The 25,981-nt window shown below is 72.3% G+C and carries 25 protein-coding genes; 17 read left to right on the forward strand and 8 right to left on the reverse strand.

The features are described 5' to 3' along the window. Positions 1-72: 72 nt before the first annotated feature. Positions 73-1,305, reverse strand: a complete 1,233-nt coding sequence (locus tag AMK10_RS04455) for an MFS transporter (protein ID WP_073744937.1) — start codon at positions 1,303-1,305, stop codon at positions 73-75. Positions 1,306-1,462: 157 nt separating this feature from the next. Between AMK10_RS04455 and AMK10_RS04460 the strand changes: the two genes are divergently transcribed. The 3 genes from AMK10_RS04460 to AMK10_RS04470 all read left to right on the forward strand — a co-directional run bounded on the left by AMK10_RS04460 (position 1,463) and on the right by AMK10_RS04470 (position 3,784). Next, positions 1,463-2,101 carry a DUF6758 family protein gene (locus tag AMK10_RS04460; protein WP_073744939.1) on the forward strand — a complete coding sequence of 213 codons (639 nt, stop codon included), beginning with the start codon at positions 1,463-1,465 and terminating at the stop codon, positions 2,099-2,101. 108 nt (positions 2,102-2,209) lie between these two features. Further along, positions 2,210-3,076: a PHP domain-containing protein gene (locus AMK10_RS04465; RefSeq protein ID WP_073744941.1), complete on the forward strand. Its 867-nt coding sequence runs from the start codon at positions 2,210-2,212 to the stop codon at positions 3,074-3,076. A 102-nt stretch (positions 3,077-3,178) separates the two neighbouring features. Continuing rightward, positions 3,179-3,784 carry a MarC family protein gene (locus AMK10_RS04470; RefSeq protein WP_073744943.1) on the forward strand — a complete coding sequence of 202 codons (606 nt, stop codon included), beginning with the start codon at positions 3,179-3,181 and terminating at the stop codon, positions 3,782-3,784. Positions 3,785-3,914: 130 nt separating this feature from the next. On the opposite strand, the gene AMK10_RS37605 is transcribed toward AMK10_RS04470, so the two are convergent. After that, entirely contained in the window at positions 3,915-4,067 is a 153-nt protein-coding gene (locus AMK10_RS37605; protein WP_014154223.1) for a hypothetical protein, read from the reverse strand. A gap of 210 nt (positions 4,068-4,277) precedes the next feature. On the opposite strand from AMK10_RS37605, the gene AMK10_RS04475 reads away from it, so the two are divergent. Next, positions 4,278-5,189 carry an NYN domain-containing protein gene (locus AMK10_RS04475; RefSeq protein WP_073744945.1) on the forward strand — a complete coding sequence of 304 codons (912 nt, stop codon included), beginning with the start codon at positions 4,278-4,280 and terminating at the stop codon, positions 5,187-5,189. Between the two features lie 10 nt (positions 5,190-5,199). On the opposite strand, the gene AMK10_RS04480 is transcribed toward AMK10_RS04475, so the two are convergent. Together AMK10_RS04480 and AMK10_RS04485 are read right to left on the reverse strand one after the other, a co-directional pair. Continuing rightward, the gene (locus AMK10_RS04480; protein ID WP_073744947.1) at positions 5,200-6,051 is read right to left on the reverse strand and encodes an alpha/beta fold hydrolase; all 852 of its coding nucleotides are present in this window, start codon (positions 6,049-6,051) and stop codon (positions 5,200-5,202) included. Positions 6,052-6,156: 105 nt separating this feature from the next. Then, positions 6,157-8,106 carry a DEAD/DEAH box helicase gene (locus AMK10_RS04485; RefSeq protein ID WP_073744949.1) on the reverse strand — a complete coding sequence of 650 codons (1,950 nt, stop codon included), beginning with the start codon at positions 8,104-8,106 and terminating at the stop codon, positions 6,157-6,159. Positions 8,107-8,580: 474 nt separating this feature from the next. On the opposite strand from AMK10_RS04485, the gene AMK10_RS04490 reads away from it, so the two are divergent. After that, on the forward strand, positions 8,581-9,327 hold the full coding sequence (locus tag AMK10_RS04490) for a ferritin-like fold-containing protein (protein WP_073744951.1): 747 nt from the start codon (positions 8,581-8,583) through the stop codon (positions 9,325-9,327). Between the two features lie 53 nt (positions 9,328-9,380). On the opposite strand, the gene AMK10_RS04495 is transcribed toward AMK10_RS04490, so the two are convergent. The 4 genes from AMK10_RS04495 to AMK10_RS04510 all read right to left on the reverse strand — a co-directional run bounded on the left by AMK10_RS04495 (position 9,381) and on the right by AMK10_RS04510 (position 11,242). After that, on the reverse strand, positions 9,381-9,653 hold the full coding sequence (locus AMK10_RS04495) for a hypothetical protein (RefSeq protein WP_073744953.1): 273 nt from the start codon (positions 9,651-9,653) through the stop codon (positions 9,381-9,383). 196 nt (positions 9,654-9,849) lie between these two features. Continuing rightward, a complete protein-coding gene (locus AMK10_RS04500) occupies positions 9,850-10,077 on the reverse strand; it encodes a DUF3107 domain-containing protein (protein ID WP_073744955.1) in 228 nt (75 codons plus the stop codon). A 137-nt stretch (positions 10,078-10,214) separates the two neighbouring features. Continuing rightward, positions 10,215-10,856, reverse strand: coding sequence for a TetR/AcrR family transcriptional regulator (locus AMK10_RS04505; protein ID WP_073744957.1), 642 nt, complete (start codon positions 10,854-10,856; stop codon positions 10,215-10,217). A 170-nt stretch (positions 10,857-11,026) separates the two neighbouring features. Continuing rightward, positions 11,027-11,242, reverse strand: a complete 216-nt coding sequence (locus tag AMK10_RS04510) for a hypothetical protein (RefSeq protein ID WP_073744959.1) — start codon at positions 11,240-11,242, stop codon at positions 11,027-11,029. 110 nt (positions 11,243-11,352) lie between these two features. Between AMK10_RS04510 and AMK10_RS04515 the strand changes: the two genes are divergently transcribed. From AMK10_RS04515 to moeZ, 12 genes are all read left to right on the forward strand, one after another. Next, positions 11,353-12,318 (forward strand): alpha/beta fold hydrolase, encoded by a 966-nt coding sequence (locus AMK10_RS04515; protein WP_073744961.1) that lies wholly within the window; start codon positions 11,353-11,355, stop codon positions 12,316-12,318. A gap of 8 nt (positions 12,319-12,326) precedes the next feature. Continuing rightward, positions 12,327-13,661 (forward strand): DUF3152 domain-containing protein, encoded by a 1,335-nt coding sequence (locus AMK10_RS04520; RefSeq protein WP_073744963.1) that lies wholly within the window; start codon positions 12,327-12,329, stop codon positions 13,659-13,661. Positions 13,662-13,752: 91 nt separating this feature from the next. Beyond that, positions 13,753-13,848, forward strand: a complete 96-nt coding sequence (locus AMK10_RS38585; protein WP_323179282.1) for an Ms4533A family Cys-rich leader peptide — start codon at positions 13,753-13,755, stop codon at positions 13,846-13,848. Between the two features lie 201 nt (positions 13,849-14,049). Beyond that, the gene (locus AMK10_RS04525; RefSeq protein ID WP_073744965.1) at positions 14,050-15,780 is read left to right on the forward strand and encodes an ABC transporter substrate-binding protein; all 1,731 of its coding nucleotides are present in this window, start codon (positions 14,050-14,052) and stop codon (positions 15,778-15,780) included. A 2-nt stretch (positions 15,781-15,782) separates the two neighbouring features. Continuing rightward, positions 15,783-16,790, forward strand: a complete 1,008-nt coding sequence (locus tag AMK10_RS04530; RefSeq protein WP_073744967.1) for an ABC transporter permease — start codon at positions 15,783-15,785, stop codon at positions 16,788-16,790. Beyond that, on the forward strand, positions 16,787-17,776 hold the full coding sequence (locus AMK10_RS04535; RefSeq protein WP_073744969.1) for an ABC transporter permease: 990 nt from the start codon (positions 16,787-16,789) through the stop codon (positions 17,774-17,776). The genes AMK10_RS04530 and AMK10_RS04535 overlap by 4 nt, the downstream gene beginning before the upstream one ends. Continuing rightward, entirely contained in the window at positions 17,773-19,494 is a 1,722-nt protein-coding gene (locus tag AMK10_RS04540) for a dipeptide ABC transporter ATP-binding protein (protein ID WP_073744971.1), read from the forward strand. The genes AMK10_RS04535 and AMK10_RS04540 overlap by 4 nt, the downstream gene beginning before the upstream one ends. A gap of 189 nt (positions 19,495-19,683) precedes the next feature. Further along, positions 19,684-21,501: a DUF3492 domain-containing protein gene (locus tag AMK10_RS04545; RefSeq protein WP_073746048.1), complete on the forward strand. Its 1,818-nt coding sequence runs from the start codon at positions 19,684-19,686 to the stop codon at positions 21,499-21,501. Between the two features lie 34 nt (positions 21,502-21,535). Next, positions 21,536-22,747: a hypothetical protein gene (locus tag AMK10_RS04550; protein ID WP_073746050.1), complete on the forward strand. Its 1,212-nt coding sequence runs from the start codon at positions 21,536-21,538 to the stop codon at positions 22,745-22,747. Between the two features lie 134 nt (positions 22,748-22,881). Continuing rightward, positions 22,882-23,847 carry an NAD-dependent epimerase/dehydratase family protein gene (locus tag AMK10_RS04555; RefSeq protein ID WP_073744973.1) on the forward strand — a complete coding sequence of 322 codons (966 nt, stop codon included), beginning with the start codon at positions 22,882-22,884 and terminating at the stop codon, positions 23,845-23,847. Continuing rightward, on the forward strand, positions 23,835-24,662 hold the full coding sequence (locus AMK10_RS04560; RefSeq protein WP_073744975.1) for a spherulation-specific family 4 protein: 828 nt from the start codon (positions 23,835-23,837) through the stop codon (positions 24,660-24,662). The genes AMK10_RS04555 and AMK10_RS04560 overlap by 13 nt, the downstream gene beginning before the upstream one ends. Positions 24,663-24,746: 84 nt before the next feature. Further along, on the forward strand, positions 24,747-25,925 hold the full coding sequence (moeZ, locus tag AMK10_RS04565) for an adenylyltransferase/sulfurtransferase MoeZ (protein ID WP_073744977.1): 1,179 nt from the start codon (positions 24,747-24,749) through the stop codon (positions 25,923-25,925). The last annotated feature ends 56 nt before the right edge of the window (positions 25,926-25,981 follow it).

A 25,981-nucleotide genomic window follows, 5' to 3' on the forward strand; every position in this document is an offset into this window, starting at 1 on the left:
GCGCACGGGGAAGGCCCCGCCGCGCGGCCAGGAGGGGGAACCGCGGGCGGGGCGGGCGGGGGTGACCGGCGGTCAGTCGGCGAAGACGGTGACGCCGTCCTCGGTGGCGTGCCGGGGCTCCTGATCCCGTGCCTCGTGGGTCAGGGCCGAGCGCCGGATCCAGACGACCGCCGCGCCGAACAGGGCGGCGACCGCGGCGACCACGAACGGGATGTGGATGTCGGTCCACTCCTCGATCTTCGGGGCGAGGTAGGGCGCCGCCGCGGCGGCGAACCAGCGGACGAAGTTGTAGCCGGCGCTCGCGACGGGGCGCGGGGCGTCCGAGACCCCGAGGGCCAGTTCGGTGTAGACGGTGTTGTTCATGCCGATGAAGGCGCCGGAGACGATGGTGCAGACGATGGCCGTGGTGTGGCTGCCGTATCCGAGGATCACCAGGTCGGCCGCGAGCAGCACCAGCGAACCGCCGACCACCTTTAGCGAGCCGAAGCGCCGCTGGAGGCGCGGGGCCACCAGCACCGAGAAGACGGCGAGCAGCAGGCCCCAGGCGAAGAACACCGCGCCCGACCTGTACGGCGACATGTCGAGCACGAACGGTGTGAAGGCCAGGATCGTGAAGAACGCGTAGTTGTAGAAGAACGCCGAGGTCGCGACCGAGGCCAGCCCGCCGTGGCCCAGCGCCCTGACCGGGTCCAGCAGCGAGGTCTTCCGGGCCGGCCTGGGCTGCTCCTTCAGGAACGCGGTGATGCAGAGGAAGCCGATCGCCATCAGCACGGCGGTGCCGAAGAACGGGTAACGCCAGCTGGCGTCACCGAGCAGGGCCCCGACCAGCGGCCCGCACGCCATGCCGAGGCCGAGCGCCGACTCGTACAACAGGATCGCCGCCGCGCTGCCGCCCGCCGCGGCGCCGACGATCACCGCGAGGGCGGTGGAGACGAAGAGGGCGTTGCCCAGACCCCAGCCCGCCCGGAAGCCGACCAGCTCGCCCACGGACGAGGAGGTGCCGGAGAGCGCGGCGAAGACGACGACCAGCGCGAGACCGGTCAGCAGGGTCTTGCGGCCGCCGATGCGGCTGGAGACGAAGCCGGTCACGAGCATCGCGACGGCGGTGATCAGGAAGTACGAGGTGAACAGGAGGGAGACCTGGCTGGGCGTGGCCTCCAGCCCCTTCGCGATGGACGGCAGGATCGGGTCCACCAGCCCGATCCCCATGAAGGCCACGACCGAGGCGCCCGCCGTGGCCCAGACGGCCTTCGGCTGGCGCAGGATGCTGGTCGCCCCTTCGTCGAGCGGATCCTCTCCCCGCATGGTTTCTCTCGCTCTCCACTAGGTCGTTGCGTTATACACAGAATAAGTTAGACACTCTAATAAGTGCAAGCTGCATCTATCTCTCCAGGTCGGAGCCGCGCTGCGGACGGGTGATCGTCCTTGACGCGACGACGACCGGAGAGGACCGTGGGGCGGTATGAGGGGCGAACCCAGTTGCCCGAAGTGCGGTGGCCGGGTCAGGGCGCCCGGCCTCTTCGCCGATGCCTGGCAGTGCGCCGAGCACGGCCAGGTGCACCCGATGCAGCCGGTGGTCCCGCCCAGCGTCGAGGCGCTGGGAGTGGTGGTGCACCGGGCCCAGGTGCCGGTGTGGATGCCCTGGCCGCTCCCGGTGGGCTGGCTCTTCACGGGCGCGGCGTACGCGGGTGACGACCGCAGCGGCGGCCGGGCCACCGCCGTCGCCTGTTCCGGTCCGGGCCCGCTCGGCGGGATAGGGGAGCTGCTGCTCGTCGCCGAGGAGCTCGGCGTCGGCCTCGGCGCGCGCTACGCGGGCATCGACGGCCTCGACCCCGGTCTGAACGTCGACGCGGCGCCCGACGCCAAGGTGCTCGCGGCGGGACGCCCCGCCCCCCTCTGGCACGTCAAGGACGCCCCCGGCGACCGGGCGGTCTTCGCCGGCGAGGCCAGGGGTCTGTGGCTCTGGGCGATCGTCTGGCCCGAGCAGTCCGGGCTCCTGATGTACGACGAACTCGTCCTGACCGACCTGCGCGACGCGGGCGGAGAGGTGGACCTCCTGCCGTGCGGAGCGCTCACCCCCCGGCTGCTCACCCAGCCCTGACCGGCGCGGGGCGCGGGGCGGGCCGCCCGGGGCGAGGGCCGAAGGGGTGACGTCCGGCGGTTATCCTGGAGCGTCCCCTGTCCGTCCACCAGCACCGGAGTACGCGTCGTGCGCATCGATCTGCACACCCACTCCACCGCTTCGGACGGCACGGACACCCCCGCCGAACTGGTGGCCAACGCCGCCGCCGCGGGTCTCGACGTCGTCGCCCTGACCGACCACGACACGGTGGGCGGCCACGCGGAAGCCCTCGCGGCCCTTCCCGAGGGCCTCACCCTCGTCACCGGCGCCGAGCTCTCCTGCCGTGTCGACGGCATCGGCCTGCACATGCTGGCCTACCTCTTCGACCCGGCCGAACCCGAACTCGCCCGCGAGCGCGAGCTCGTCCGGGACGACCGGGTGCCGCGCGCGCGGACCATGGTGCGCAAGCTCCAGGAGCTGGGTGTCCCCGTCACCTGGGAGCAGGTCGCGCGGATCGCGGGGGACGGCTCGGTCGGCCGCCCGCACGTCGCGACCGCCCTCGTGGAGCTCGGCGTCGTCGGCTCGGTCTCCGACGCCTTCGTCCCGGAGTGGCTCGCCGACGGCGGGCGCGCGTACGCCGGCAAGCACGAGCTCGACCCGTTCGACGCGATCCGCCTGGTCAAGGCCGCGGGTGGCGTCACCGTCTTCGCCCACCCGCTCGCCGTCAAGCGCGGCTCCGTGGTCCCCGAGTCCGTGATCGCGCGGCTGGCCGCCGCCGGGCTCGACGGCATCGAGGTGGACCACATGGACCACGACGAGCCCACCAGGGCCCGGCTGCGGGGCCTCGCCGCCGAACTGGGGCTGCTGCCCACCGGTTCCAGCGATTACCACGGCACCCGTAAGACCGTCCGGCTCGGGGAGTACACCACCGACCCCGAGATCTACGGCGAGATCACCCGGCGCGCCACGGGAGCCTTCCCCGTGCCGGGTGCCGGCGGACCGCTCCCCGCGTAACGGGGCACCTTCTTCTCCGCTTCCCTCCGCACGCCCGGCCGTCATCACGCGCCGGCGCGCGCACCTCCCTGTTCGGCCCGCTCTTCTCTCGCAAGGCTCACCGTGTTCGACATCGCTGTCTTCGGATCCCTTTTTCTCACCCTTTTTGTGATTATGGATCCCCCCGGAATCACCCCGATCTTCCTGGCCCTCACCGCGGGCCGCCCCGCCAAGGTCCAGCGCAGGATGGCCCTCCAGGCGGTCGCCGTCGCCTTCGGCGTGATCGCCGTCTTCGGGCTGCTCGGCCAGCAGATCCTCGCCTATCTGCATGTCTCCGTGCCCGCGCTGATGATCGCGGGCGGGCTGCTCCTGCTGCTGATCGCGCTCGACCTGCTGACCGGCAAGACGGACGAGCCCACCCAGACCAAGGACGTCAATGTGGCGCTCGTGCCGCTGGGCATGCCACTGCTCGCCGGGCCCGGCGCGATCGTCTCGGTGATCCTCGCGGTGCAGCACGCCGACGGGGTGGGCGGGCAGATCTCCGTCTGGTCGGCGATCGTCGCGATGCACCTCGTGCTCTGGGTCGTCATGCGCTACTCGCTGCTGATCATCCGTGTGATCAAGGACGGCGGCGTGGTGCTGGTGACCCGGCTCGCCGGGATGATGCTCTCGGCCATCGCCGTACAGCAGATCATCAACGGCGTCACCCAGGTCATCCAGAGCTCCTGAGACCCCCCGGGCCCCCGGGCGAGGTCCCGGACACCACAGCGCCCCCGCACGGGCCTTCCGTGCGGGGGCGCTTCTCGTCTCATCAGTTCGTCATGCGCTTGTCGTCAGCGACGCGAAACAGAACAAGGTGTTACGAAGCCGAGGTGTCGGCCGGCCGGATGTAGATGCGCTGGCCCATTGCCGCGGCCTGCTGCACGATCCGGTTGACGGAGGCGGCGTCCACGACGGTGCTGTCCACGGCGGTACCGTCGACATCGTCGAGTCGCATGATCTCGAAGCGCATATGGCTTCCCTTCGTCTGATCCTCCTGCTGGAGAACTACTGGGAGGACGGGCTCGCCGTCCGCAAGGATGTGGAGCGCAAGGCGTCGGCGCCTCGTGCTCCACAAGGGGTACAACGGCTTGCCTACAGCAAACATTCCCTACGCTAAGGAAATTTTTTGGATGTCTAAGTACCCGTTGGTCACCACCTGTGCGCGGACGATGAGGTCCGCATGAACCACGCGGACACGCGGACGGACGAAGGACAGGACATCCGCGAACAGCTGGACCGCACGAACGCACTTCTCCAGCGCGTACTCGCCGAGGTCTCGAAGACCCCCTCCACCCACGCGATCTTCGTGGACGCGGGCTACGTCTACGCGGCGGCCGGACTGCTCGTCACCGGCACCGAGGACCGCCGCTCGTTCGACCTGGACGCGGAAGGGCTCATCGAGGCCTTCATCGACAAGGCCCGCACGATCTTCGCGGACAGCAGGCTGCTCCGCGTGTACTGGTACGACGGTGCCAGGCGCCGCATCCACACCGTCGAGCAGCAGTCCATCGCCGAACTCCCCGACGTCAAGGTCCGGCTCGGCAACCTCAACGCCAACAACCAGCAGAAGGGCGTCGATTCACTCATCCGCACCGACCTGGAGTCACTCGCCCGGCACCGCGCCATCAGCGACGCGGCGCTCGTCGGCGGCGACGAGGACCTGGTCTCCGCCGTCGAGGCGGCGCAGGGCTACGGCGCCCGCGTCCACCTCTGGGGCATCGAGGCGGGCGAGGGCCGCAACCAGGCCGAGCCGCTGCTCTGGGAGGTCGACAGCCAGCGCACCTTCGACCTCGACTTCTGCCGGCCGTACGTGAACCGGCGCTCCGTCACGATGTACGACGACGACAGCCCCGCCCCCGCGCGCGAGGACGTCCGCTTCGTCGGCGCGCAGATCGCCGCCGGCTGGCTCTCCACGCGCGGCCGCGAGGCCCTCGCCGACCTGCTGCCGGGACACCCCTATCTGCCGGGCTCCGTCGACCAGGACCTGCTGGTCGAGGCCGAACGGCTCCTCCAGCACTCGCTGCGCGGCCACGCCCATCTGCGCAGGGCGCTGCGCGACGGCTTCTGGCAGCACCTCCAGGCGCAGTTCTGACAGACGGCGGTCAGACGCTGTTCCAGAACGAGACCAGGGACGCCGCCGTCTCCAGCGGCCGGGCCGTGTTGGGGGAGTGCTCGGCGCCTTCGATCACGGTCCGGCGGGCGCCCAGCCGCCGCGCCATCGTGTCGATCAGCGGCACCGGCCAGACGTCGTCGCGCTCGCCCGAGACCACATGCACCGGGAGGGGCAGCGCGGCGAGCTCGGCCACCCGGTCCGGCTCGCGGGAGAGCTGGGCGCCCGTGGCGATCAGCTGCGCCGGGTCGTGGCGCATCCAGCGGCGGCGCAGATCCTCGCCGTCCCCGGTGTCCGCGTCCTCCGGCGGGTCCAGCGCGCGCATCGCCTGCCAGACCTCGTCCATGCCCCACCGGCCGAGGGCGTCGCCGAGGATCTGCGCCTTCTTCTGCTGGGCGGGATCGATCTCGGCGGGCCCCGAGGACATCAGGGTCAGCGAGCGGAAGGGCGTGCCGTCCAGCAGGACGGCGGCGCGGGCGATCTGGCCGCCCAGGGAATGCCCCAGCAGGTGGATTCCGCCGGGCACCGGGACGCCGTCCGCAGCGGCCTGCGCCAGCACGTCCCGGGCCAACTCGCCCTGTGCGTAGGACTCCTGACGGCCCGTCCCCTCGGACTCGTACTGCCCCCTGCCGTCGACGGACAGCACCCGGAAACCGGCGTCGGCGAGGGGTTCGAGCAGCGCGATGAAGTCCTCCTTGCTGCCGGTGTACCCGGGCAGCAGGAGGGCGGTGGAGTGCGCGCCGCCGGACGGCACGGCGTCCAGCACGGCGAAGTCCCCGCGCGCGGTACGCAGTACGCGGGAACGGGCGCAGGAGGGCGGGGTGAAGGTGGGCGGCCGGCTCATGGGCCGAGCGTATCGCCGGGGGCGGGAGCGTGCCCGGGCAGCCGTACGGCCCCGGCCCCCGCAGTGCGGGAACCGGGGCCGTACGGGCAGGGCTGCTGCTGAGGATCAGCCCTCGGCGGACTCGGCGGCGGCCGTCGTCGCGCGGGCACGGCGGCGGCGCGGCTTGGCGGGCGCGGCCTCGCCGTCCGCCACGGCCTCGGTCACCGGGGCGGTCTGCGCCTTCTCCGCGGCACGGGGACGGCGGCGGCGCGGCTTGGTCTCCGCGACCTCCTCGGCAATGGCCGTCTTCTCGACGACGACCTCGGCCTTCGGCTTGGCGGCGGCACGGGTGCGCCGGCGCGGCTTGGTCTCGCTCACGGGCTCGGAGACCGGGGCGATCTGGAAGTCGACCTCGTCGGCCGGCTTCACGACCCGGGTACGACGGCGCGGCTTGGTGACCGCGGGCTCGGCCACCGGAGCGGCCATGGCCACGGTCTGGAAGTCCACCACGGGCTCGGCGGCCGGGGCCGCCTCGACGGCCGGCTTCGCGGCAGCGGTGCGCGTACGGCGACGACGGGGCTTCGCCTCCGCCGCGGGCTCCGCCTCGGCCACGGGAGCGGCCTCGACGGCCGGCGCCTCGGCCACGGCCACCGCCGCCTCCGACACGCCCTCGGGCACGGCGGCACGCGTACGGCGCCTGCGGCGCGGGGTGCGCGGCTCGGCGGCGTCCTCGCCCGCAGCCTCGGCGGACGGCGCGGGCACGGTGACGGCACCCTCCTCGACGCTGCTGCCGCCACGGGTGCGCCGGCGCTGACGCGGGGTGCGAGGAGCGCGCTCCTCGCGGGGGGCCGGGGCGGACGACGAGGACTTGCGGCCACGGCCGCCCGTCTCGCCGAGGTCCTCGATCTCCTCCGCGCGCAGACCCGCACGGGTCCGCTCGGCGCGCGGCAGGACACCCTTGGTGCCCGCCGGGATGCCGAGGTCCTCGAAGAGGTGCGGAGACGTGGAGTACGTCTCGGCCGGGTCCGGGAACTTCAGGTCCAGGGCCTTGTTGATCAGCTGCCAGCGCGGGATGTCGTCCCAGTCGACCAGCGTGATCGCGGTTCCCTTGGCGCCCGCGCGGCCGGTGCGGCCGATGCGGTGGAGGTAGGTCTTCTCGTCCTCCGGCGACTGGTAGTTGATGACATGGGTCACACCCTCGACGTCGATGCCGCGCGCGGCGACATCGGTGCAGACGAGGACGTCCACCTTGCCGTTGCGGAAGGCGCGGAGTGCCTGCTCACGGGCGCCCTGGCCGAGGTCGCCGTGGACCGCGCCGGAGGCGAAGCCGCGCTTCTCCAGCTGCTCCGCGATGTCGGCGGCGGTCCGCTTCGTGCGGCAGAAGATCATCGCCAGCCCGCGGCCCTCGGCCTGCAGGATGCGCGAGACCATCTCGGGCTTGTCCATCGAGTGGGCGCGGTAGACGAACTGCGCCGTGTTCTTGACGGTCGTGCCCTCGTCGTCGGGCGACGTGGCGTTGATGTGCGTGGGCTGCGACATGTAGCGGCGGGCGAGGCTGATGACGGCACCGGGCATGGTGGCCGAGAACAGCATCGTCTGGCGCTTCGCCGGCAGCATCGTGATGATGCGCTCGACGTCGGGCAGGAAGCCCAGGTCGAGCATCTCGTCGGCCTCGTCCAGGACGAGGACGCGGATGTGCGAGAGGTCGAGCTTGCGCTGGCCCGCCAGGTCGAGCAGCCGGCCCGGGGTGCCGACGACCACGTCGACGCCCTTCTTGAGGGCCTCGACCTGGGGCTCGTACGCCCGGCCGCCGTAGATCGCGAGGACGCGGACGTTACGGACCTTGCCGGCGGTCAGCAGGTCGTTGGTGACCTGCTGGCACAGCTCACGGGTGGGTACGACGATCAGGGCCTGGGGCGCGTCCGTCAGCTTCTCGGGCGCGGCGCGGCCGGCCTCGACGTCGGCGGGGACGGTCACGCGCTCCAGAAGCGGCAGGCCGAAACCGAGCGTCTTGCCGGTGCCGGTCTTGGCCTGGCCGATGACGTCGGAGCCGGAGAGCGCCACGGGGAGCGTCATCTCCTGGATCGGGAAGGGGGACGTGATGCCGACAGCCTCGAGGGCTTCGGCCGTCTCGGTGAGAATTCCGAGGTCGCGGAACGTAGTCAGGGTGCTGCCTCTTCTGTGAGACGCGGCCCGAGGCGAACGCTGGGGGTCGTACCGTGCCGGGGTTGGTCATCCGGCCGTGGATGGGCCGGGTGGCGCGGGACCACTGCCGTCGCTCGAGCGCTCGTGCCGCTGAGGGGGCCCCTCATCTGCGGGCGTACACGGTGTACGCCCCGCGTGGAGGGCTGTCGGGTCGGAGCCGATCGGGCCACCGACCGGGCATCCTCATTCAAGGTCGCGCTCCTGGCACAAGAAAATGCTCAGTAAGCGCAATACCACTGTACCCCGGATTCGCGCATGTGTGTTGGACGAATTCATCGGAACGGTGTGATGTCTCCCGCTGACCAGGCCCTTCCGTCCCTGGCACGGCGGGCTATTCTGCGCTCCATGGAGACGCCTGACAACGCCACTGAAGCATCCGACGAAGCGCCCGCACCGACCGGAATCGCCGCCCAGGACTGGGCCACCGCCTCAGCCGACCCGCAGTACCGCGCCGCGGTCGTGGATCTGCTCGGCGCGCTGGCCTACGGGGAGCTCGCGGCTTTCGAGCGGCTCGCGGAGGATGCCAAACTCGCGCCGACACTCGGTGACAAGGCGGCCCTGGCGAAGATGGCCTCAGCCGAATTCCACCATTTCGAGCAGCTGACCGACCGGCTCACCGCGATCGAGGCGGAGCCGACCGAAGCCATGGAGCCCTTCGCCAAGGCGCTCGACGACTTCCACCGCCAGACCGCTCCCTCCGACTGGCTGGAGGGCCTGGTCAAGGCATACGTCGGCGACTCGATCGCCAGTGACTTCTACCGGGAGATCGCCGCCCGGCTCGACTCGGACACCCGCTCCCTCGTCCTCGGCGTGCTGGACGACACGGGACACGGGAACTTCGCGGTCGAGAAGGTGCGGGCCGCGATCGAGGCCGAGCCCCGGGTCGGCGGACGGCTCGCCCTGTGGGCGCGCAGGCTCATGGGCGAGGCGCTCTCGCAGGCGCAGCGGGTCGTCGCGGACCGCGACGCGCTGTCCACCATGCTCGTGGGCGGTGTCGCGGACGGCTTCGACCTGGCCGAGGTCGGCAGGATGTTCTCCCGGATCACCGAGGCCCACACCAAGCGGATGGCCGCGCTCGGCCTCGCCGCCTGAGCGGCCGGGGGCCGAGCCGCGGCCGGGGAACGGCCGGGGCGGGGTGTGCCGGGCTACTGCGCCGTCACCGACCGCACCGGCCGGCGGCGTCGCGGGCGGATCAGCAGGGACAGGGTGACCGCCCCCACCAGGACCGCGCCGGCCGGCGTCGCCAGGAGATGACCGGAGCCGAGCGTCGCCTGCGTCAGATACGCGCCGAACAGGGCGCCGAGCGCACCGGTGACGAACACGACGCGGGAGGACGGGAGCCGGCCGGGCAGGGAGCGCAGCGCGACCCACGAGAGGGCCAGTCCGAGCACGACGGAGCTGATGGATTCCCAGAGCACAGAGGGGTCACCTCGCTTGATGGTGCGGCGGGCAATCGGTCACAGGCGGTCCTACCCGTGGCCCCCGGAATGCAACCCTCCTGTGCCCCGCGTGAACCCCACCGAGGGACGTCCGGGGGGAGATCCGGCGTGGAACGGGTGGAGGCCCGGCGGACATGTCCGCCGGGCCTCCACCCGTTCTTCCGCGTCGTGCGTGCTACAGCGCGCCGAACCCCACCCGACGGGTGCTGGGCTCGCCGATCTCCACGTACGCGATCCGGTCGGCCGGCACCAGGACCTTGCGGCCCTTGTCGTCCGTGAGGCTGAGCAGCTGCGCCTTGCCGTTGAGCGCCTCGGCGACCGCGCTCTCGACCTCTTCGGCGGAAAGTCCGCTCTCCAGAACGATCTCGCGGGGCGTGTGCTGCACCCCGATCTTGACCTCCACGGCTATGTCCCTCCGACGGTCCGTCTCTGCGCGGTGAACCGCGCCGTACGCAGCACACATTAGCCCGGTGAAGGGACCGACCACGGGTCGACCGGCAACGCCCGCAGCGAACACCGGCCGCCGCCCCCGCCGGGGGCTCAGTGCTGATCGACGCCGTGCAGCGGGAATCCCGCGATGCCCCGCCAGGCCAGGGAGGTCAGCAGCTGGACGGCGGTGTCCCGCGGAATGCCGGACGGGCTGGAGAGCCAGTAGCGCGCCACGACCTGGGAGACGCCGCCGAGGCCGACCGCCAGCAGCATCGATTCGTCCTTGGACAGGCCCGTGTCACCCGCGATGACGTCGGAGATGGCCTCCGCGCACTGGAGCGAGACCCGGTCGACCCTCTCGCGGACCGCCGGCTCGTTGGTCAGGTCGGACTCGAAGACCAGACGGAAGGCGCCGCCCTCGTCCTCCACGTACGCGAAGTAGGCGTCCATCGTCGCCTCGACGCGCAGCTTGTTGTCCGTCGTCGACGCGAGCGCCGTGCGGACCGCCTGCAGCAGCGACTCGCAGTGCTGGTCGAGCAGGGCGAGGTAGAGCTCCAGCTTTCCGGGGAAGTGCTGGTAGAGCACCGGCTTGCTGACGCCCGCGCGCTCGGCGATGTCGTCCATCGCGGCGGCGTGGTAACCCTGCGCGACGAAGACCTCCTGCGCGGCGCCCAGCAGCTGATTGCGTCGGGCACGGCGGGGCAGCCGAGTGCCCCGCGGGCGCGCCGCCTCTGTCTGCTCGATGGCTGTCACGCCGCCTCCCAAAAGTTCGTGATCGAGCACAGTCGTACCGTGCACGCTGCGCCGTGGTGCCATCGTACTTTTGAGTAACCCGGGTGCGCGCGGCGCGGACGCAGAATTTCACGGACCGGACGGCTGCGGTAGCCGCAGATAACCCGCCCGACACCGCAAAGCGGTGCGATCTACCGGTAATCGTCCTCATCTTCCGCGACGACGCGGGCCTGCTCGGCCGCATCGGCCTCGTTCGCCGCACCCGTGTCGATGCCGGTGAGGGGCTCGTCGCGCTCGGAACGGACGGGGGCCTGCTGTTCGGCGGCGTCCGCTTCGGGGGCCTCGGGGTCCGGATCGTCCGGCTGGGTGTCCTCGAATGTCTCGGGGTCGCTCGGGTCGACCTTCATGGCGGCTCCCTTCCCTCCCTTGCAGCCTAGGAGCAACCCCCCGGGGACGCTATGCGGCTTGTGACCGCGAACACATGAACCACCGCGTGATCGTCTCGTAACATTGCCGCATGTCTTCGACCGAGCTGCCCGGTATCCACGCCGCCGCTGCCGCGGTGGCACCCAAGACCGGTGCCGTCAGGGTCGCGGAGGGGGAGGAGCTGCGCTCCGTCGCGCTGCCCGGGCTCACCCTGACCGTCCGCGCACGCCCGGCGGGGACGGCGGGGCTCGCGCCCGCCCTCTTCGTGCACGGCCTGGGCGGCTCCTCCCAGAACTGGTCGGCCCTGATGCCCCTGCTGGGGGACCTGCTCGACTCCGAGGCGGTCGACCTGCCCGGCTTCGGGGACTCCCCGCCGCCGGACGACGGCAACTACTCGGTCACCGGACACGCCCGGGCCGTGATCCGGCTGCTGGACGCGGGACGGCGCGGTCTCGTTCACCTTTTCGGGAACTCCCTGGGCGGCGCCGTCGCCACCCGGGTCGCGGCCGTGCGGCCCGATCTGGTGCGCACCCTCACCCTGATCTCCCCTGCTCTGCCCGAGATCCGGGTCCAGCGGCCGGCCGTGCCGACGGCGCTGCTCGCACTCCCGGGCGTCGCCTCCCTGTTCGCCAGGCTCACCCGGGAGTGGACGGCGGAGCAGCGCACCCGCGGAGCCATGGCACTCTGTTACGGCGATCCGGCGCGCATCTCCGACGAAGCCTTCCGCCACGCGGTGGCCGAGATGGAGCGCAGGCTGGAACTGCCGTACTTCTGGGACGCCATGACGCGCTCGGCCCGGGGCATCGTCGATGCCTACACACTGGGCGGACAGCACGGACTGTGGCGCCAGGCCGAGAGGGTGCTCGCACCGACCCTGCTGGTGTACGGCGGACGGGACCAGCTCGTCTCGTACCGGATGGCACGCAGGGCGTCCGCGGCCTTTCGCGATTCGCGCCTGCTGACACTGCCCGAGGCCGGGCACGTGGCGATGATGGAGTACCCGGAGGCGGTCGCCCAGGCGTTCCGGGAACTGCTCGACGAACGCGGCGGGAGCTGATCCGGGGCGTGGGACGACACAGCCGAAAGGGCCCCGAGGCCACAGGCCGGGACACCGGCACCACCGGGGGCACACCCGCCGTCGGGCGGGGCACCGGCCGACGCGGGCGGAACCCCGCCCAGCCCGCCGGCGGCACCGCCGGACCGTTCCACGACGCTCCCCAGGTGCGCGGCGGGCATCCCGAACAGCGTGAGCCCGGCGGCGGCTGGGGGACCGGGCCCGTCCCGGCCTTCGACCCCCGCCCGCGCCCAGCGGGGCCGGGCGGCCAGGAGGCCCACCACGCCCGGCAGGCGGCGATCGCGCGGCAGCAGGCCGCGCAGCGGCTGGCGGAGGGGCGGCGCACGTCCGGCCCGCAGACCGGCACCACCCCTCTGATACCCGGCCCGCGCAGGGAGTTCGTGGAGGCGTTCGACACCACGCCCTCGCGTCCCGAGCCGCCGTTCGCGCCCGAGGACGCGTCCGGGACCCCCGCCGGACCGGGCGGACCGGAAGGGCCCCTCGGACCCGACGACCCGGACGGCCGGGAGGCGAAGGGCGGGAAGGGCCGCACCTTCACCGGGATCGCGGCCGCCGCGGTGACCACGGTCCTCGCGGTCGTGGTGGCCGGGCAGGTGGCACAGGACTCCGGGAGCGCGCCGAGCACCCCGAAGAGCACCGGCGTCGACCGGCAGGACGCGGAGGACGCCTCCCGTTCGGTGGACCGGCCGGCCCCCGAGGTGAAGCAGCAGCAGGTCGAGCCTCTGTCGTACGCCCAGAAGATGGCCACGGCCTTCCCGTTGGCGGCGGACCTCAAGGGGTCCGGCGCGTTCGAGGCGGTGCCGGGACTCGCCAAGGCTCCGGGCAAGGGCCAGTTGCACCGGTACCGGATCGATGTGGAGAAGGGTCTCGGCCTCGACGCCGGGCTCTTCGCCGAGGCCGTGCAGAAGACGCTGAACGACGACCGCAGCTGGGCGCACAACGGCGCCATGACCTTCGAGCGGGTCTCCTCCGGCAAGGCCGATTTCGTGATCACGCTCGCCAGCCCCGGCACCACGGCGGTCTGGTGCGAGAAGTCGGGCCTGGACACCACCGAGGACAACGTCTCCTGCGATTCCGCCGCCACCGACCGCGTGATGATCAACGCCTACCGCTGGGCGCAGGGCGCCGCGACCTTCGGCCCCGACAAGCTCCTGCCGTACCGTCAGATGCTCATCAACCACGAGGTCGGCCACCGGCTGGGACACAACCATGTGAGCTGCCGCACCCCCGGCGCCCTCGCGCCCGTGATGCAGCAGCAGACCAAGACCCTGGACCTGGACGGCATCAAGTGCCGCCCCAACCCGTGGGTGTATCCGGGCAGTTGAGCCCGGCCCGGGAGGAGGGGTTCCCGCATTCCGAGATGCGCGTCTCATTGCGCGTTGACATCCGGGGAGCGGGTCCTTCATATTTCTCCGCATGTCACGCAGCCCCGCATCCACCGAGCGCGCCGCCATCGAGCTGGCGCTCTTCGGCGTGGCCGGGCACTGCGTAGCCGACGTTCTCTGTCGCTGACGCCTGCTCGAGCGCGCGTCGACGTCCGGCGAGCCGTTTTCCGGCTCCCCGGTCCCTCCTGACCTCCGCGCCCGGGCGTACTCCGCCCGCAGGCGCGGCATTTCATGTTTCCGGCTCCCTTCCCGTCACCGGGACGAGGCCTCGTCGCGCCGCCGCGGGCATGCCCCCACTTCCCGCAGTGATCCGAGAGGTCGTCCTCCGATGAGTCAGCCGTCCGTCATATCGCGCCGCGTGGCAACCGCCGCCGCGGTCGTCCTCGCCCTGGCCGCCGGGCTCACGGCCTGCGCCGGACCTCAGGACAACGGGGGGAGCGGCGGTACGTCCGGCGCCTCCGCCAAGCCGGCCAAGGGCGGCACCCTCACGGTCCTCAACAGCAACCCGCAGGAGGACTTCGACCCGGCGCGGCTCTACACCTCCGGCGGCGGCAACGTCCCCTCCCTCGTCTTCCGTACGCTCACCACCCGCAACCGGGAGAACGGCGCCGCCGGCGCCCAGGTCGTCCCCGACCTGGCCACCGACCTGGGCACGCCCAGCAAGAACGCCACCGTCTGGACGTACACCCTCAAGGACGGGCTGAAGTACGAGGACGGCACCGCGATCACCAGCGCCGACATCAAGTACGGCATCGAGCGGTCCTTCGCCGCCGAACTCTCCGGCGGTGCCCCCTACCTGCGTGACTGGCTGATCGGCGGCGCCGACTACCAGGGCCCGTACAAGGACAAGAAGGGCCTCGACTCGATCGAGGTGCCGGACGAGAAGACCATCGTCTTCCACCTGAACAAGCCCGAGGGCGAGTTCCCGTACCTCGCGACGCAGACCCAGACCACCCCGGTGCCCCAGGCCAAGGACACCGGCACCACGTACGAGGAGCACCCCGTCTCCTCGGGGCCGTACAAGGTCGTCTCCAACGAGAACGACGGCGAGCGGCTCGTCCTGGAGCGCAACCCGCACTGGTCGGCCGGGACCGACGAGGAGCGCAAGGCGTACCCGGACAGGATCGACGTACGCTCCGGGCTCGACTCCGCCGTCATCAACCAGCGGCTCTCCGCCTCGCAGGGCGCCGACGCGGCGGCCGTCACCACCGACACCAACCTCGGCCCGGCCGAGCTCGCCAAGGTCTCCGGCGACAAGCAGCTCGCCGCCCGCGTCGGTACCGGCCACTTCGGCTACACGAACTACATCGCCTTCAACCCGAAGGTGAAGCCCTTCGACAACCCGAAGGTGCGCCAGGCCATCGCGTACGCCGTCGACCGCTCCTCGGTCATCAACGCGGCCGGCGGCTCCTCGCTCGCCGAGCCCGCCACCACCTATCTGCCGAACCAGAAGTCCTTCGGCTACACGCCCTACGACCACTTCCCGGCGGGCGAGACCGGCAACGCGGCCAAGGCCAAGGAGCTGCTGAAGGAGGCGGGCCACGCCAAGGGCCTGACCGTCACCCTCACCCACTCCAACGACAAGGACTTCGAGACCAGCCCGGAGATCGCCACGGCGCTCCAGGCCGCGCTCAAGAAGGCCGGCATCACCGTCGAGCTCGAGGGCCTGGAGAGCAACGACTACTCCGACACCATCCACAGCGCGTCCAAGGAGCCCGGCTTCTTCCTCGCCCACTGGGGTGCCGACTGGCCGTCCGGCGGCCCGTTCCTCGCGCCGATCTTCGACGGCCGGCAGATCGTGAAGGACGGCGCCAACTTCAACAGCGGCTTCCTGAACGACCCGTCGGTCAACAAGGAGATCGACGAGATCAACAAGCTCACCGATCTGGACGCCGCCGCCCAGCGCTGGGGCGCCCTCGACAAGAAGATCGGCGAGCGGGCGCTGACCGTGCCGCTCTTCCACCCGGTCTACAAGCGGCTCTACGGCCAGGACATCAAGAACGTCATCATCAGTGACTGGACCGGCGTCCTCGACATCTCACAGGTCGCGGTCAAGTAGCCATGTCCGAAGCACTTCTGGTCCAGGAGGCGGGAGCGGCGCCGGTCGCCGCCCCCGCCTCGGGGGCCCGGCAGTTCTGGCGGCGGCTGCGCGCACAGCGCGCGGCCACCGCCGCGGCGGCCGTGGTCCTCCTGCTCTTCCTGGCCGCGATCGCCGCGCCGCTGCTGTCCGCACTCGCGGGCCAGGACCCCGACACCTTCCATCCCGACCTCGTCGACTCCGCGGCCGGCGGGGTCCCCATCGGCTCCTTCGGAGGCATCGGCGCGGACCACTGGCTCGGCGTCGAGCCGCAGACCGGCCGCGACCTCTTCGCCCGCATCGTGTACGGAGCCCGCGTCTCGCTCGGCGTGGCCGTCGTGGCCACCGTCCTCCAGGTCACCATCGGCGTGATCGTGGGGCTCGCCGCGGCCCTCGGCAGCCGCTGGGTCGACCAGGTCCTCAGCAGGATCACCGACATCAACGTCGCCCTCCCGCTCATGGTCATCGCCCTGGGGCTGCTCGCCGTCGTGCCGGCGTCCTTCCCCCGCCCCGTCCTGATCGCGCTGGTCATCGGCGGCATCAACTGGGCGGGTACGTCGAAGATCGTGCGCGCCCAGGCCCTCGCCCTCAAGTCCCTCGACTTCGTCTCCGCCGCCCGGCTCAGCGGGCGCGGGCGGTGGAGCATCGCCCGGCGGGAGCTGCTGCCCTCGCTCGCCGCGCCCGTCATCACGTACGCCGCGCTGCTCTTCCCCGTCAACATCACCGTCGAGGCGGCGCTGTCCTTCCTCGGCGTGGGCATCAAACCGCCGACACCGTCCTGGGGGCAGATGCTCACCGAGGCCGACACCTGGTACCAGTCGGCCCCCACCTATCTCCTGCTGCCCGCCGGGCTGCTCTTCGTCACCGTGCTCGCGCTGACCGTTCTCGGCGAGGGCGTCCGCACCGCGCTCGACCCGCGTGCCGAGTCCCGGCTGAGGATCGGCACCGGACGCGAGAAGCGCGCGGAACGCGGGAAGGAGAAGGCCGCGTGACCGGATTCCTGCTGCGGCGGGCGGGCGGAGCCGTCTTCGTGCTCCTCGCCCTGACCGTCGTCCTCTACGCCGTCTTCTACGTGGCCCCGGGCGACGTCGCCCAGATCGCCTGCGGTCCGCGCTGCTCTCCCGCCCAGGTCGCCCAGGTCACCGAGCAGCTCAGGCTCGACGACCCGGTGTACACGCAGTACGGGCACTTCCTCCAGGGCATCGTCGCCGGACGCGACTTCTCCACCGGTACGGGCGTCGACCACTGCGCCGCGCCCTGCCTCGGGGTCTCGTACCAGAGCGACCAGCAGGTCATGCGGCTGATCCTGGCCAAGCTCCCGGTCACCGGCTCCCTCGTCATCGGGGCGTTCGCGGGCTGGATACTGCTCGGCGTCGGCACGGGGGTGCTGTCCGCCTGGCGGCGGGGCGGCATCACCGAGCGGGTCCTGACCTGGCTGACCCTGGCAGGGACGGCCACACCCGTGTTCGTCATCGGGCTGCTGCTGATCATCATCTTCTGCTCCACGCTCCAGTGGCTGCCGTCGCCGACCTATGTGCCCTTCAGCGAGAACCCCGAGCAGTGGGCCTGGGGGCTGCTGCTGCCCTGGGCCTCCCTGGCGCTCATCGAGTCCGCCAAGTACGCGAGGCTGACCAGGAGTTCCATGCTGGAGACGCTCGCCGAGGACCATGTGCGCACCTTCCGGGCGTACGGCGTCGGTGAGCGGGCCGTCATCGGGCGGCACGCGCTGCGCGGCGCCCTCGCACCCGTGATCGCGCTCAGCGCGCTCGACTTCGGCAGCATGTTCGGCGGCGCGGTCCTGACCGAGTCCCTCTTCGGGATACCGGGCATCGGGCGCGAACTGGTCCACGCCGTCAAGGTCGTCGACCTGCCGGTGGTCGTCGGCATGGTGCTGGTGGCCGGCTTCTTCGTGGTGCTCGCCAATGCCGTCGCGGACGTCCTGTACGCGCTGGCCGACCGACGGGTGGTCCTGTCATGACATCACCGCTGGTGCGGGTCGAGAACCTCACCGTCGACTTCGGGAGCGTCCGCGCCGTGGACGGGCTCTCCTTCACCCTGGACGCCGGCGCGGCCCTCGGGGTCGTCGGCGAGTCCGGCTCGGGCAAGAGCGCGACCGCGTCCGCCCTGCTCGGGCTGCACCGGGGCACGGGGGCGCGGGTCGGCGGGACCGTCCGCGTCGCCGGCACGGACGTGAACGCGGTGGACGAGGCCGGGCTCCGGGCGCTGCGCGGTGCCAAGGCCGCGATGGTCTTCCAGGACCCGCTCTCCTCGCTCGACCCGTACTACACGGTCGGTGACCAGATCGCCGAGGTGTACAGGGTGCACAACCCCGTCTCCCGGCGGGCGGCGCGGGCCCGCGCCGTCGAGGTCCTGGACCGGGTCGGCATCCCGGACGCGGCCCGCCGCGCGCGCTCCAGGCCGCACGAGTTCTCCGGAGGGATGCGGCAGCGGGCGCTCATCGCGATGGCCCTGGCCTGCGAACCGCGCCTGATCGTGGCGGACGAGCCGACCACGGCCCTGGACGTCACCGTGCAGGCCCAGGTCCTGGACCTGCTGCACGAGCTGCGCCGCGAGACGGGCACAGGCCTGTTGCTGGTCACCCATGACGTGGGCGTCGCCGCGGAGAGCGTGGACGACATCCTGGTCATGCGGCACGGGCGCGCGGTTGAGCGCGGCCCGGTCGCGGAGGTGCTGGGGGCGCCCCGGCAGGCGTACACCCGTGAACTCCTGGCGTCGGTGCCCCGGGTGGACCGGAAACGGGTGGTCCCGGCCCAGGCCCAGGTCCCGGCCCCCGCCCGGGCCGCGGCGCCGGTCACGGGCCCTGCCCGGGTCCCCGCCCAGCTCACGGTCCCGGCGCCGCGTGCCGCCGAGGAGCGGGGCGGGCCCCTGCTCGAAGCCGTCGGCCTCCGGCGCGAGTTCGGCCGGGGCCGCGACCGGGTCACCGCCGTGGACGGCGTCTCCCTCACCCTCCACGCGGGCGAGACCCTCGGCATCGTGGGGGAGAGCGGCAGCGGCAAGACGACCCTCGGGCGGATGCTCGTGCGGCTGCTCGACCCGACGGAGGGAAGCCTCCGTTACTCCGGCGCGGAGATCGGCTCGCTCCCGGAGAAGGGCCTGCGCCCCTTCCGCCGCGAGCTCCAGATGGTCTTCCAGGACCCGGTCTCCTCGCTCAACCCGCGCCGCTCCGTCGGGGAGTCCGTGGCCGACCCGATCCGCGCGGCTGGGGAGACCGACGAGGCGCGGATCCGGGACCGGGTGCGCGAGCTGCTGGAGCGGGTCGGCCTCGACGCGGGGCGGTACGAGCGCTACCCGCACGAGTTCAGCGGCGGGCAGCGCCAGCGGATCGGCATCGCGCGTGCGCTCGCCGCCGAGCCGAAGCTGATCGTCTGCGACGAGCCGGTCTCCGCGCTCGACGTCACGACCCAGGCCCAGGTCGTCGCGCTCCTCGGCGAGCTCCAGCGCGAGCTGGGCATCGGACTCGTCTTCATCGCCCACGACCTGGCGGTCGTGCGGCAGGTCAGCGACCGGGTCGCCGTGATGCGGCAGGGCCGGATCGTCGAACAGGGCGAGGCCGACGAGGTGTACGGATCGCCGCAGCACCCGTACACCCGGCAGCTCCTGGCGGCGGTGCCCGCACTCGATCCCGCGCTCGCCGCGGCACGTCGCGCGGCCCGCAGGGAGCTGGCCGCAGCCTGACTCCGCGTAACCGAACGCCCCATTGTCGCAACAGAACGCGACCGGGGCGTGAAAGTTACGCCGGTTCACCCCTTTCGGTGGTGCGACGGACAACCGTCCGTCGCACCACCTGCGAATCCGCTTACGGTCGTCCCGCTGCGAGTCGCCGATCAACGGCGGCCGCCCACAAGGGAGATCGGGGGTGTGCTCGTGCGGATCGGACTCCTCACGGACGGTGGTTATCCGTATGCGACCGGTGAGTCCAGACTCTGGTGCGACCGTCTGGTGCGCGGTCTGCCCCAGCACGAGTTCGACCTCTTCGCGCTGAGCCGCTCCGCCGACCAGGAACGACGCGGCTGGGTCAGGCTTCCCGACCGGGTCGGCCGGGTGCGGACGGCCCCGCTGTGGACGCACGAGGAGGACGCCCGGAACACCGGCCGCCCCCGGGGACTGACGGGCCGGATCGCCACCGGTCTGGGGCGCGCGTACGGGCGGCGGGACAGGCGGCGCTTCACGGCGCACGTGACGGCGCTCGTCGGCGCGGTCTGCGCCGGTCAGGAGACCGCCCCCGGGGCCGGCGGGGCTGCCGGGTCCGTCCCCGGGCCCGAGCCCCTCGGCCAGGACACCGCGGTGGCGGACCTCTTCACCGAGGGCCTCTACGGCCTCGCCGAACTGGCCCAGGAGCACGGCGGACTGCACACCGCCCTGCGCTCCGAGGCGACCGTACGCATCGTGGAGTCGGCCTGCCGGGCACCCGGCACCGGGCGGACCGTCCACAGTGCCACCGTCCCCGACTACCTGGCCTTCGCGGCCGAGCTGGAGCGCGCGCTGCGCCCCCTGTCCCTCGACTGGTACGACGAGGACGGCCTCGGCGCGGTCGACCTCTGCCACGCGGCCTCCGGAGGGGCGGCCGCCCTGCCGGGGCTGTTGGCCAAACGCTTCTTCGGCGTGCCCCTGCTGGTGACCGAGCACGGTGTGCCGCTGCGGGCCCACTACCTGGCGGCGCCCGAGGCCCCGCTCGGTGCGCCGGTGCGCGCCCTGCTGGCCAACTTCCACGGCCTGCTGGCCGCCGAGGTCTACCGCCAGGCCGCCCTCATCACCCCCGGCAACACCCATGTGCGCCGCTGGCAGGAGCGGTTCGGGGCCGACCGGGACAAGCTGCGCACCGTCTACCCGGGCATGGAGGCGGAGCGCTTCGGGGCCGTCGGTGAGGGTGACGACGAGGGCGGGCCCGGCACGCTGGTGTGGATCGGGCGGATCGAGCCCGCCAAGGACCTGATCGCGCTGCTGCACGCCTTCGCCGAGGTCCACAGGGCCGAACCGGACGCCCGGCTGAGGATCTTCGGCGCCCCGGTCCAGGGCGGTGAGGGCGAGACGTATCTCGCCCGGTGCCAGGCGCTCGCCGCCCAGCTCTTCCCCGACGAGGCCGCGGACGCGCACGCCGTCGGCGCCTGCCCGGTCACCTTCGAGGAGATCGGCGGCCCCGAGGTGCCCGACCTCGCCGAGGCCTACGCGGCGGGCGGAGTCGTCGTCCTGTCGAGCGTCGTCGAAGGCTTCCCCATCAGCCTGGTCGAGGCGATGTTCTGCGGCCGGGCCACCGTCTCGACGGACGTCGGCGCCGTGGTCGAGGTCGTCGGCGGTACGGGACTGGTGGTGCCCCCGCGCAACCCGAAGGCGCTCGCCGACGCCTGTCTCGCGCTGCTGCGCGACCCCGAGCGCCGCGCGCGCCTGGGTGCGGCGGCGCGCGCCAGGGCACTGGAGCTCTTCACCGTGGAACAGAACCTCGCGGCATTTCGCGGCATTTACCTGGACCTGGTGGGCCACGCCCCGGCCAGGTGGTCGGCACCGCCGGACACCCGGGACCCGGCCGGCCCGCCCCGCCCCTTCGCCACGCCCCCGGAGGCCCATGTGCTGGGCGGCCTGCCGCTCGAACCGGTCGCCTCCGGCGCGTCCAGGGTGCCGAGCTGGGCCATCGGCGCCGAGGGCGTGTGCGCGGGCGCACGCGGAGCGGGGGACGGCGATGCGTGACGACACGAACGACCACGACCACGGAGGTGCCCCGATGGGCAGACCGGCCCAAACCCCTTCTCTCGACGCCGTTCCGGGCGCGCCGGAGGGGGAACCGGGAACCGTACGGTCCGCCGTCAGGGCCCCCGAGATCGCCCACCACCCCGCCCGGCGGTCCGCCGCCCGGCGCGGGACGGCGGACCCGGTCAAGGTGCTGATGCACCGACACCGCGACCTCTGCGAGCGTGCCGTCGACCCCCTGGAGATCGCCGCCGGCCTGGAGGCCCACGGACTCACCGACCGGGCCGCCGCGCGCTACCGGCACCGTGACGTCTTCTCGCTCGCCGAGGAGCTCTACGCGCGCATCCCCGGCTCCGGCAGGGCGGCGCGCCCCGGTGGACCCGAGCCGAGGCCGGAGTCCGGCACGGAGGCACGGGCCGCGTGGACGCTGACCGCGCTGCTGCCCGGCGCCGCCTGCCTCGCCACCACCGGGGCGCTCCGGGCCACCGAGGGAGTCCTCGGCGGGGAGGCCCGATGCGCGGTGACCGCCCTGGGAGCCCTGCTCGTCGTCCTCGGACTCCGGCTCTGCCTGCGCGGCGGCCCCCTGCGCGCCCCGGAAGGCACCGGCGGCATCACCCTCTACGTCTGCTGCCTCCTGGGATACGCCGTGTACGGCGACGACCTCCTCACCCAGGTCATCAGCGGAGGCCCCGACGGCAACTGGGCCGCTACGCCCGCCCCCCTCCTCGGTCTCGCCCTCGCCCTGGCGCCCGCCGCCTGGTGCGCCCATCTGTTCGCCGCCCACGCGCGGAGCCGGCTCGCCGGGTCCCACGCGCTCTCGGAATTCGGCGCCGGCGTACGCCCGCTGCTCTTCGGCGTACTCGCGCTCTTCCTCTGCGCGCTGACCGCGCTGCTCCTCCTCGCCGGGCTCGGCCACCCCGGTGAGGACGGCGCCCCGATGGTCACGGCCGCACCCGTCGCCCTCGGAGCACTCCTCTTCCTGGCCCGGCTGCTCGCCGTGCACGGCTTCCCGGAACCCGCCGCCACCGGACTCGCCGCCGCCTGCGCCGTCGAGGTCGCCGCCCCCTTCCTGGTCCTCGCCGGACGGCTGCCCGGCCTCGATCCCGTCGCCCGCCCGGTCGAGGCCGTCGTCGCCTCGGCCGGTCCCGGCGGCGTACCCGCCCTGGCATGCGGCGCCGCCGCGCTGGGGCTGCTGATCCACGCATCGGTCACCCTCACCCGGGCGTCCGCCCACGCCTCGGCGTAGCGGACCCCTCCCCATCCCGCGGAGCCGACGCCGCGGGCTTCCCCCCCGCTCACCTCTTTCCTCAAGGAGACACCGGACATGACCCCCCAATCCCTCTCACCGGCAGCACGCCGTCGGCACCGAGGGGGCGCGCGATGAGGGTTCTGCTGCTCGGAGCCAACGGATTCCTGGGCCGATTCGTCGCCGACCGCCTGCTGGCCGACCCCGCCGTGCACCTCACGGCGCTCGGCCGGGGCGACGACGCCGACGTACGGTTCGACCTCGCGGGCGGCAGCCCCGGGGCGCTCACCCGCTTCCTGGACGCCGTCCACCCCGGGGTCGTCGTCAACTGCGCGGGGGCCACCCGGGGCGGCGCCCGCGACCTGACCCGCCACAACACCGTGGCCGTCGCGACGGTCTGCGAGGCCATGCGCCGCAGTGGATGCAGCCCGAGGCTCGTCCAGGTCGGCTGCGCGTCCGAGTACGGGCCCTCCCAGCCCGGCTCGTCCACCGCCGAGGACGCCGTGCCCCGTCCGGGAGGTCCGTACGGCGTCAGCAAGCTCGCCGCCACCGAGCTGGTGCTCGGCTCCGGTCTCGACGCGGTCGTGCTCCGGGTCTTCTCTCCCGTCGGGCCCGGCACCCCGGCAGGCTCCCCGCTCGGCAGGCTCGCCGAGACGATGCGCCGTGCCATGCAGTCCGGCGACCCCGAGCTCAAGCTCAGCGGCCTCGGTGTGCAGCGGGACTTCGTCGACGTACGCGACGTCGCGCGCGCCGTCCACGCCGCCTCGCTCTCCGCGGCCCAGGGCGTCGTGAACATCGGCACCGGCCGTGCCGTGCGGCTGCGCGACGCGGCGGCGGTCCTGGCCAGGGTCGCCGGATACGCGGGCGCGCTCCACGAGCTGGACACACCCCCCGCCCGGCTCCCCATCGGCGCGCCCCGCGCCTCGACGGAGTCCGTCGTGGAGCACCTCGCCGCGACCCCCTCCCCGTACCCGGACGGCTGCGGCGCCTGGCAGCAGGCCGACGTCCGCACCGCACGGGACAGGCTCGGCTGGCGGCCCCGGATCAATCTGGAGGAGTCGCTCGCCGACATCTGGATGGAGGCGGCGTGCCGTATCTGACGAGCACCGGCTCCGTCCTGCGGGCCGATGCGGACGAGGGGCTCGGGGTGGGCGTGCCCGGCTACGCCCATCCGCTGCTCGCACCCACCGAATGGGACGGGCTCAACCGCCCGGGCACACCCCTGCACTGGGCGGTGCTCAACATCGACAACGGGCCGGGCGCCCGCCCCGACCCGCACTGCCTGGAAGCGGCGGGCCGCCTCCGCAACGCCCGCGAGCGCGCCCTGCACGGGGAGGCACCCGACGACACCGTCAGGGCCTCCGGGGGGAGGCTGCTCGGCCACCTCGACCTGGCCCACGGCGACCGCCCCTTCGGGGAGCTGATCGCCGACGCGCAGTCATACCTCGACTGGTACCGCGTCGGCGGCTTCTATCTGGACCGGTGCCCCGCCGAACGCGACCGCCTCCCCGCGGTCCGCCGGCTGACCAGCACCCTCACCGCGCTCCTCGCCGACAGCGACAGCTCGGACGAGGAGGGCGGGCGGCTGGTCCTGGGCCACGGAACGCACCCCCACCCGGGGTACGCCGAGGCCGCCGACCAGCTGGTCACCTTCCGGGGGCCCTGGACCGACTACCGCTGGTCGCAGGTGGCCGAGTGGACGGCCGCGTACGAGCCGGGCCGCTTCGCGCACCTCGTCCACGGGGTCCCGCGCACCCATCTGGAGGAGGCCATGCGCATCGCGCGCTGGCAGGGAGCGGGCACGATCTTCTTCACCGACCGGGACGGCACGAGGGGACAAAGCGACCCATTCGCGGCACTGCCCAGCTACTGGGACGAATTCGTCTCGCGGATCGGACCCGGTATCTCGGAATGAGAAGCGGCGTGGCAGTGTTACGGGAGAACAACCGTACGTAGATGAAGTACGTAGAAACCGACCACCTGCATTGTTGAGGTTCCTGTGTCGCTGCCACCCCTGGTCGAGCCGGCTGCCGAGCTCACCGTCGATGAGGTCCGCAGGTACTCCCGCCACCTGATCATCCCGGATGTCGGGATGGACGGACAGAAGCGGCTGAAGAACGCGAAGGTGCTCTGTGTCGGAGCCGGCGGTCTCGGCTCGCCGGCCCTGATGTACATGGCCGCGGCCGGTGTCGGCACGCTCGGTATCGTCGAGTTCGACGAGGTCGACGAGTCGAACCTGCAGCGCCAGGTCATCCACAGCCAGGCCGACATCGGCAAGTCCAAGGCCCAGTCGGCCAAGGAGACCGTGCAGGGGATCAACCCCCTGGTGAACGTCGTCCTTCACGAGGAGCGGCTCGAAGCCGACAACGTGATGGACATCTTCGCCCAGTACGACCTGATCGTGGACGGCACGGACAACTTCGCCACCCGCTATCTCGTCAACGACGCCGCGGTCCTGCTGAACAAGCCGTACGTCTGGGGCTCGATCTACCGCTTCGACGGCCAGGCGTCCGTCTTCTGGTCCGAGCACGGTCCCTGCTACCGCTGCCTCTACCCGGAGCCGCCGCCCCCCGGCATGGTTCCGTCCTGCGCCGAGGGCGGTGTCCTGGGTGTGCTCTGCGCGTCCATCGGCTCCATCCAGGTCAACGAGGCCATCAAGCTGCTCGCCGGTATCGGTGACCCGCTCGTCGGCCGTCTGATGATCTACGACGCGCTGGAGATGCAGTACCGCCAGGTCAAGGTCCGCAAGGACCCCGACTGCGCGGTCTGCGGCGAGAACCCGACCGTCACCGAGCTCATCGACTACGAGGCCTTCTGCGGCGTCGTGTCCGAGGAGGCCCAGGAGGCGGCGGCCGGTTCCACGATCACTCCCAAGCAGCTCAAGGAGTGGATCGACGCCGACGAGAAGATCGACCTCATCGACGTCCGCGAGCCGAACGAGTACGAGATCGTCTCGATCCCCGGCTCCCGGCTGATCCCGAAGAACGAGTTCCTGATGGGCAACGCCCTCCAGGACCTCCCGCAGGACAGGCGCATCGTCCTGAACTGCAAGACCGGTGTGCGCAGCGCCGAGGTCCTGGCGGTCCTCAAGTCGGCGGGCTTCGCCGACGCGGTGCACCTCGGCGGCGGGGTCATCGGCTGGGTCAACCAGATCGAGCCGGAGAAGCCGGTCTACTAGGCCGCTGGACCACGGCTCGGTGTGACGCACCGGCATCTGTGAAGGGGCCGGCTCCG

This window comes from Streptomyces sp. CB02058 (genome assembly GCF_001905505.1).
Lineage (GTDB): Bacteria > Actinomycetota > Actinomycetes > Streptomycetales > Streptomycetaceae > Streptomyces.

Bases quoted from the DNA above. Each gene is read 5' to 3' on its own strand.
- AMK10_RS04455 (WP_073744937.1), bottom strand. From the start codon at position 1,305: ATGCGGGGAGAGGATCCGCTCGACGAAGGGGCGACCAGCATCCTGCGC.
- AMK10_RS04460 (WP_073744939.1), top strand. From the start codon at position 1,463: ATGAGGGGCGAACCCAGTTGCCCGAAGTGCGGTGGCCGGGTCAGGGCG.
- AMK10_RS37605 (WP_014154223.1), bottom strand. From the start codon at position 4,067: ATGCGCTTCGAGATCATGCGACTCGACGATGTCGACGGTACCGCCGTG.
- AMK10_RS04475 (WP_073744945.1), top strand. From the start codon at position 4,278: ATGAACCACGCGGACACGCGGACGGACGAAGGACAGGACATCCGCGAA.
- AMK10_RS04480 (WP_073744947.1), bottom strand. From the start codon at position 6,051: ATGAGCCGGCCGCCCACCTTCACCCCGCCCTCCTGCGCCCGTTCCCGC.
- AMK10_RS04485 (WP_073744949.1), bottom strand. From the start codon at position 8,106: ATGACGCTCCCCGTGGCGCTCTCCGGCTCCGACGTCATCGGCCAGGCC.
- AMK10_RS04490 (WP_073744951.1), top strand. From the start codon at position 8,581: ATGGAGACGCCTGACAACGCCACTGAAGCATCCGACGAAGCGCCCGCA.
- AMK10_RS04510 (WP_073744959.1), bottom strand. From the start codon at position 11,242: ATGAAGGTCGACCCGAGCGACCCCGAGACATTCGAGGACACCCAGCCG.
- AMK10_RS04515 (WP_073744961.1), top strand. From the start codon at position 11,353: ATGTCTTCGACCGAGCTGCCCGGTATCCACGCCGCCGCTGCCGCGGTG.
- AMK10_RS38585 (WP_323179282.1), top strand. From the start codon at position 13,753: ATGTCACGCAGCCCCGCATCCACCGAGCGCGCCGCCATCGAGCTGGCG.
- AMK10_RS04525 (WP_073744965.1), top strand. From the start codon at position 14,050: ATGAGTCAGCCGTCCGTCATATCGCGCCGCGTGGCAACCGCCGCCGCG.
- AMK10_RS04530 (WP_073744967.1), top strand. From the start codon at position 15,783: ATGTCCGAAGCACTTCTGGTCCAGGAGGCGGGAGCGGCGCCGGTCGCC.
- AMK10_RS04540 (WP_073744971.1), top strand. From the start codon at position 17,773: ATGACATCACCGCTGGTGCGGGTCGAGAACCTCACCGTCGACTTCGGG.
- AMK10_RS04550 (WP_073746050.1), top strand. From the start codon at position 21,536: ATGGGCAGACCGGCCCAAACCCCTTCTCTCGACGCCGTTCCGGGCGCG.
- AMK10_RS04555 (WP_073744973.1), top strand. From the start codon at position 22,882: ATGAGGGTTCTGCTGCTCGGAGCCAACGGATTCCTGGGCCGATTCGTC.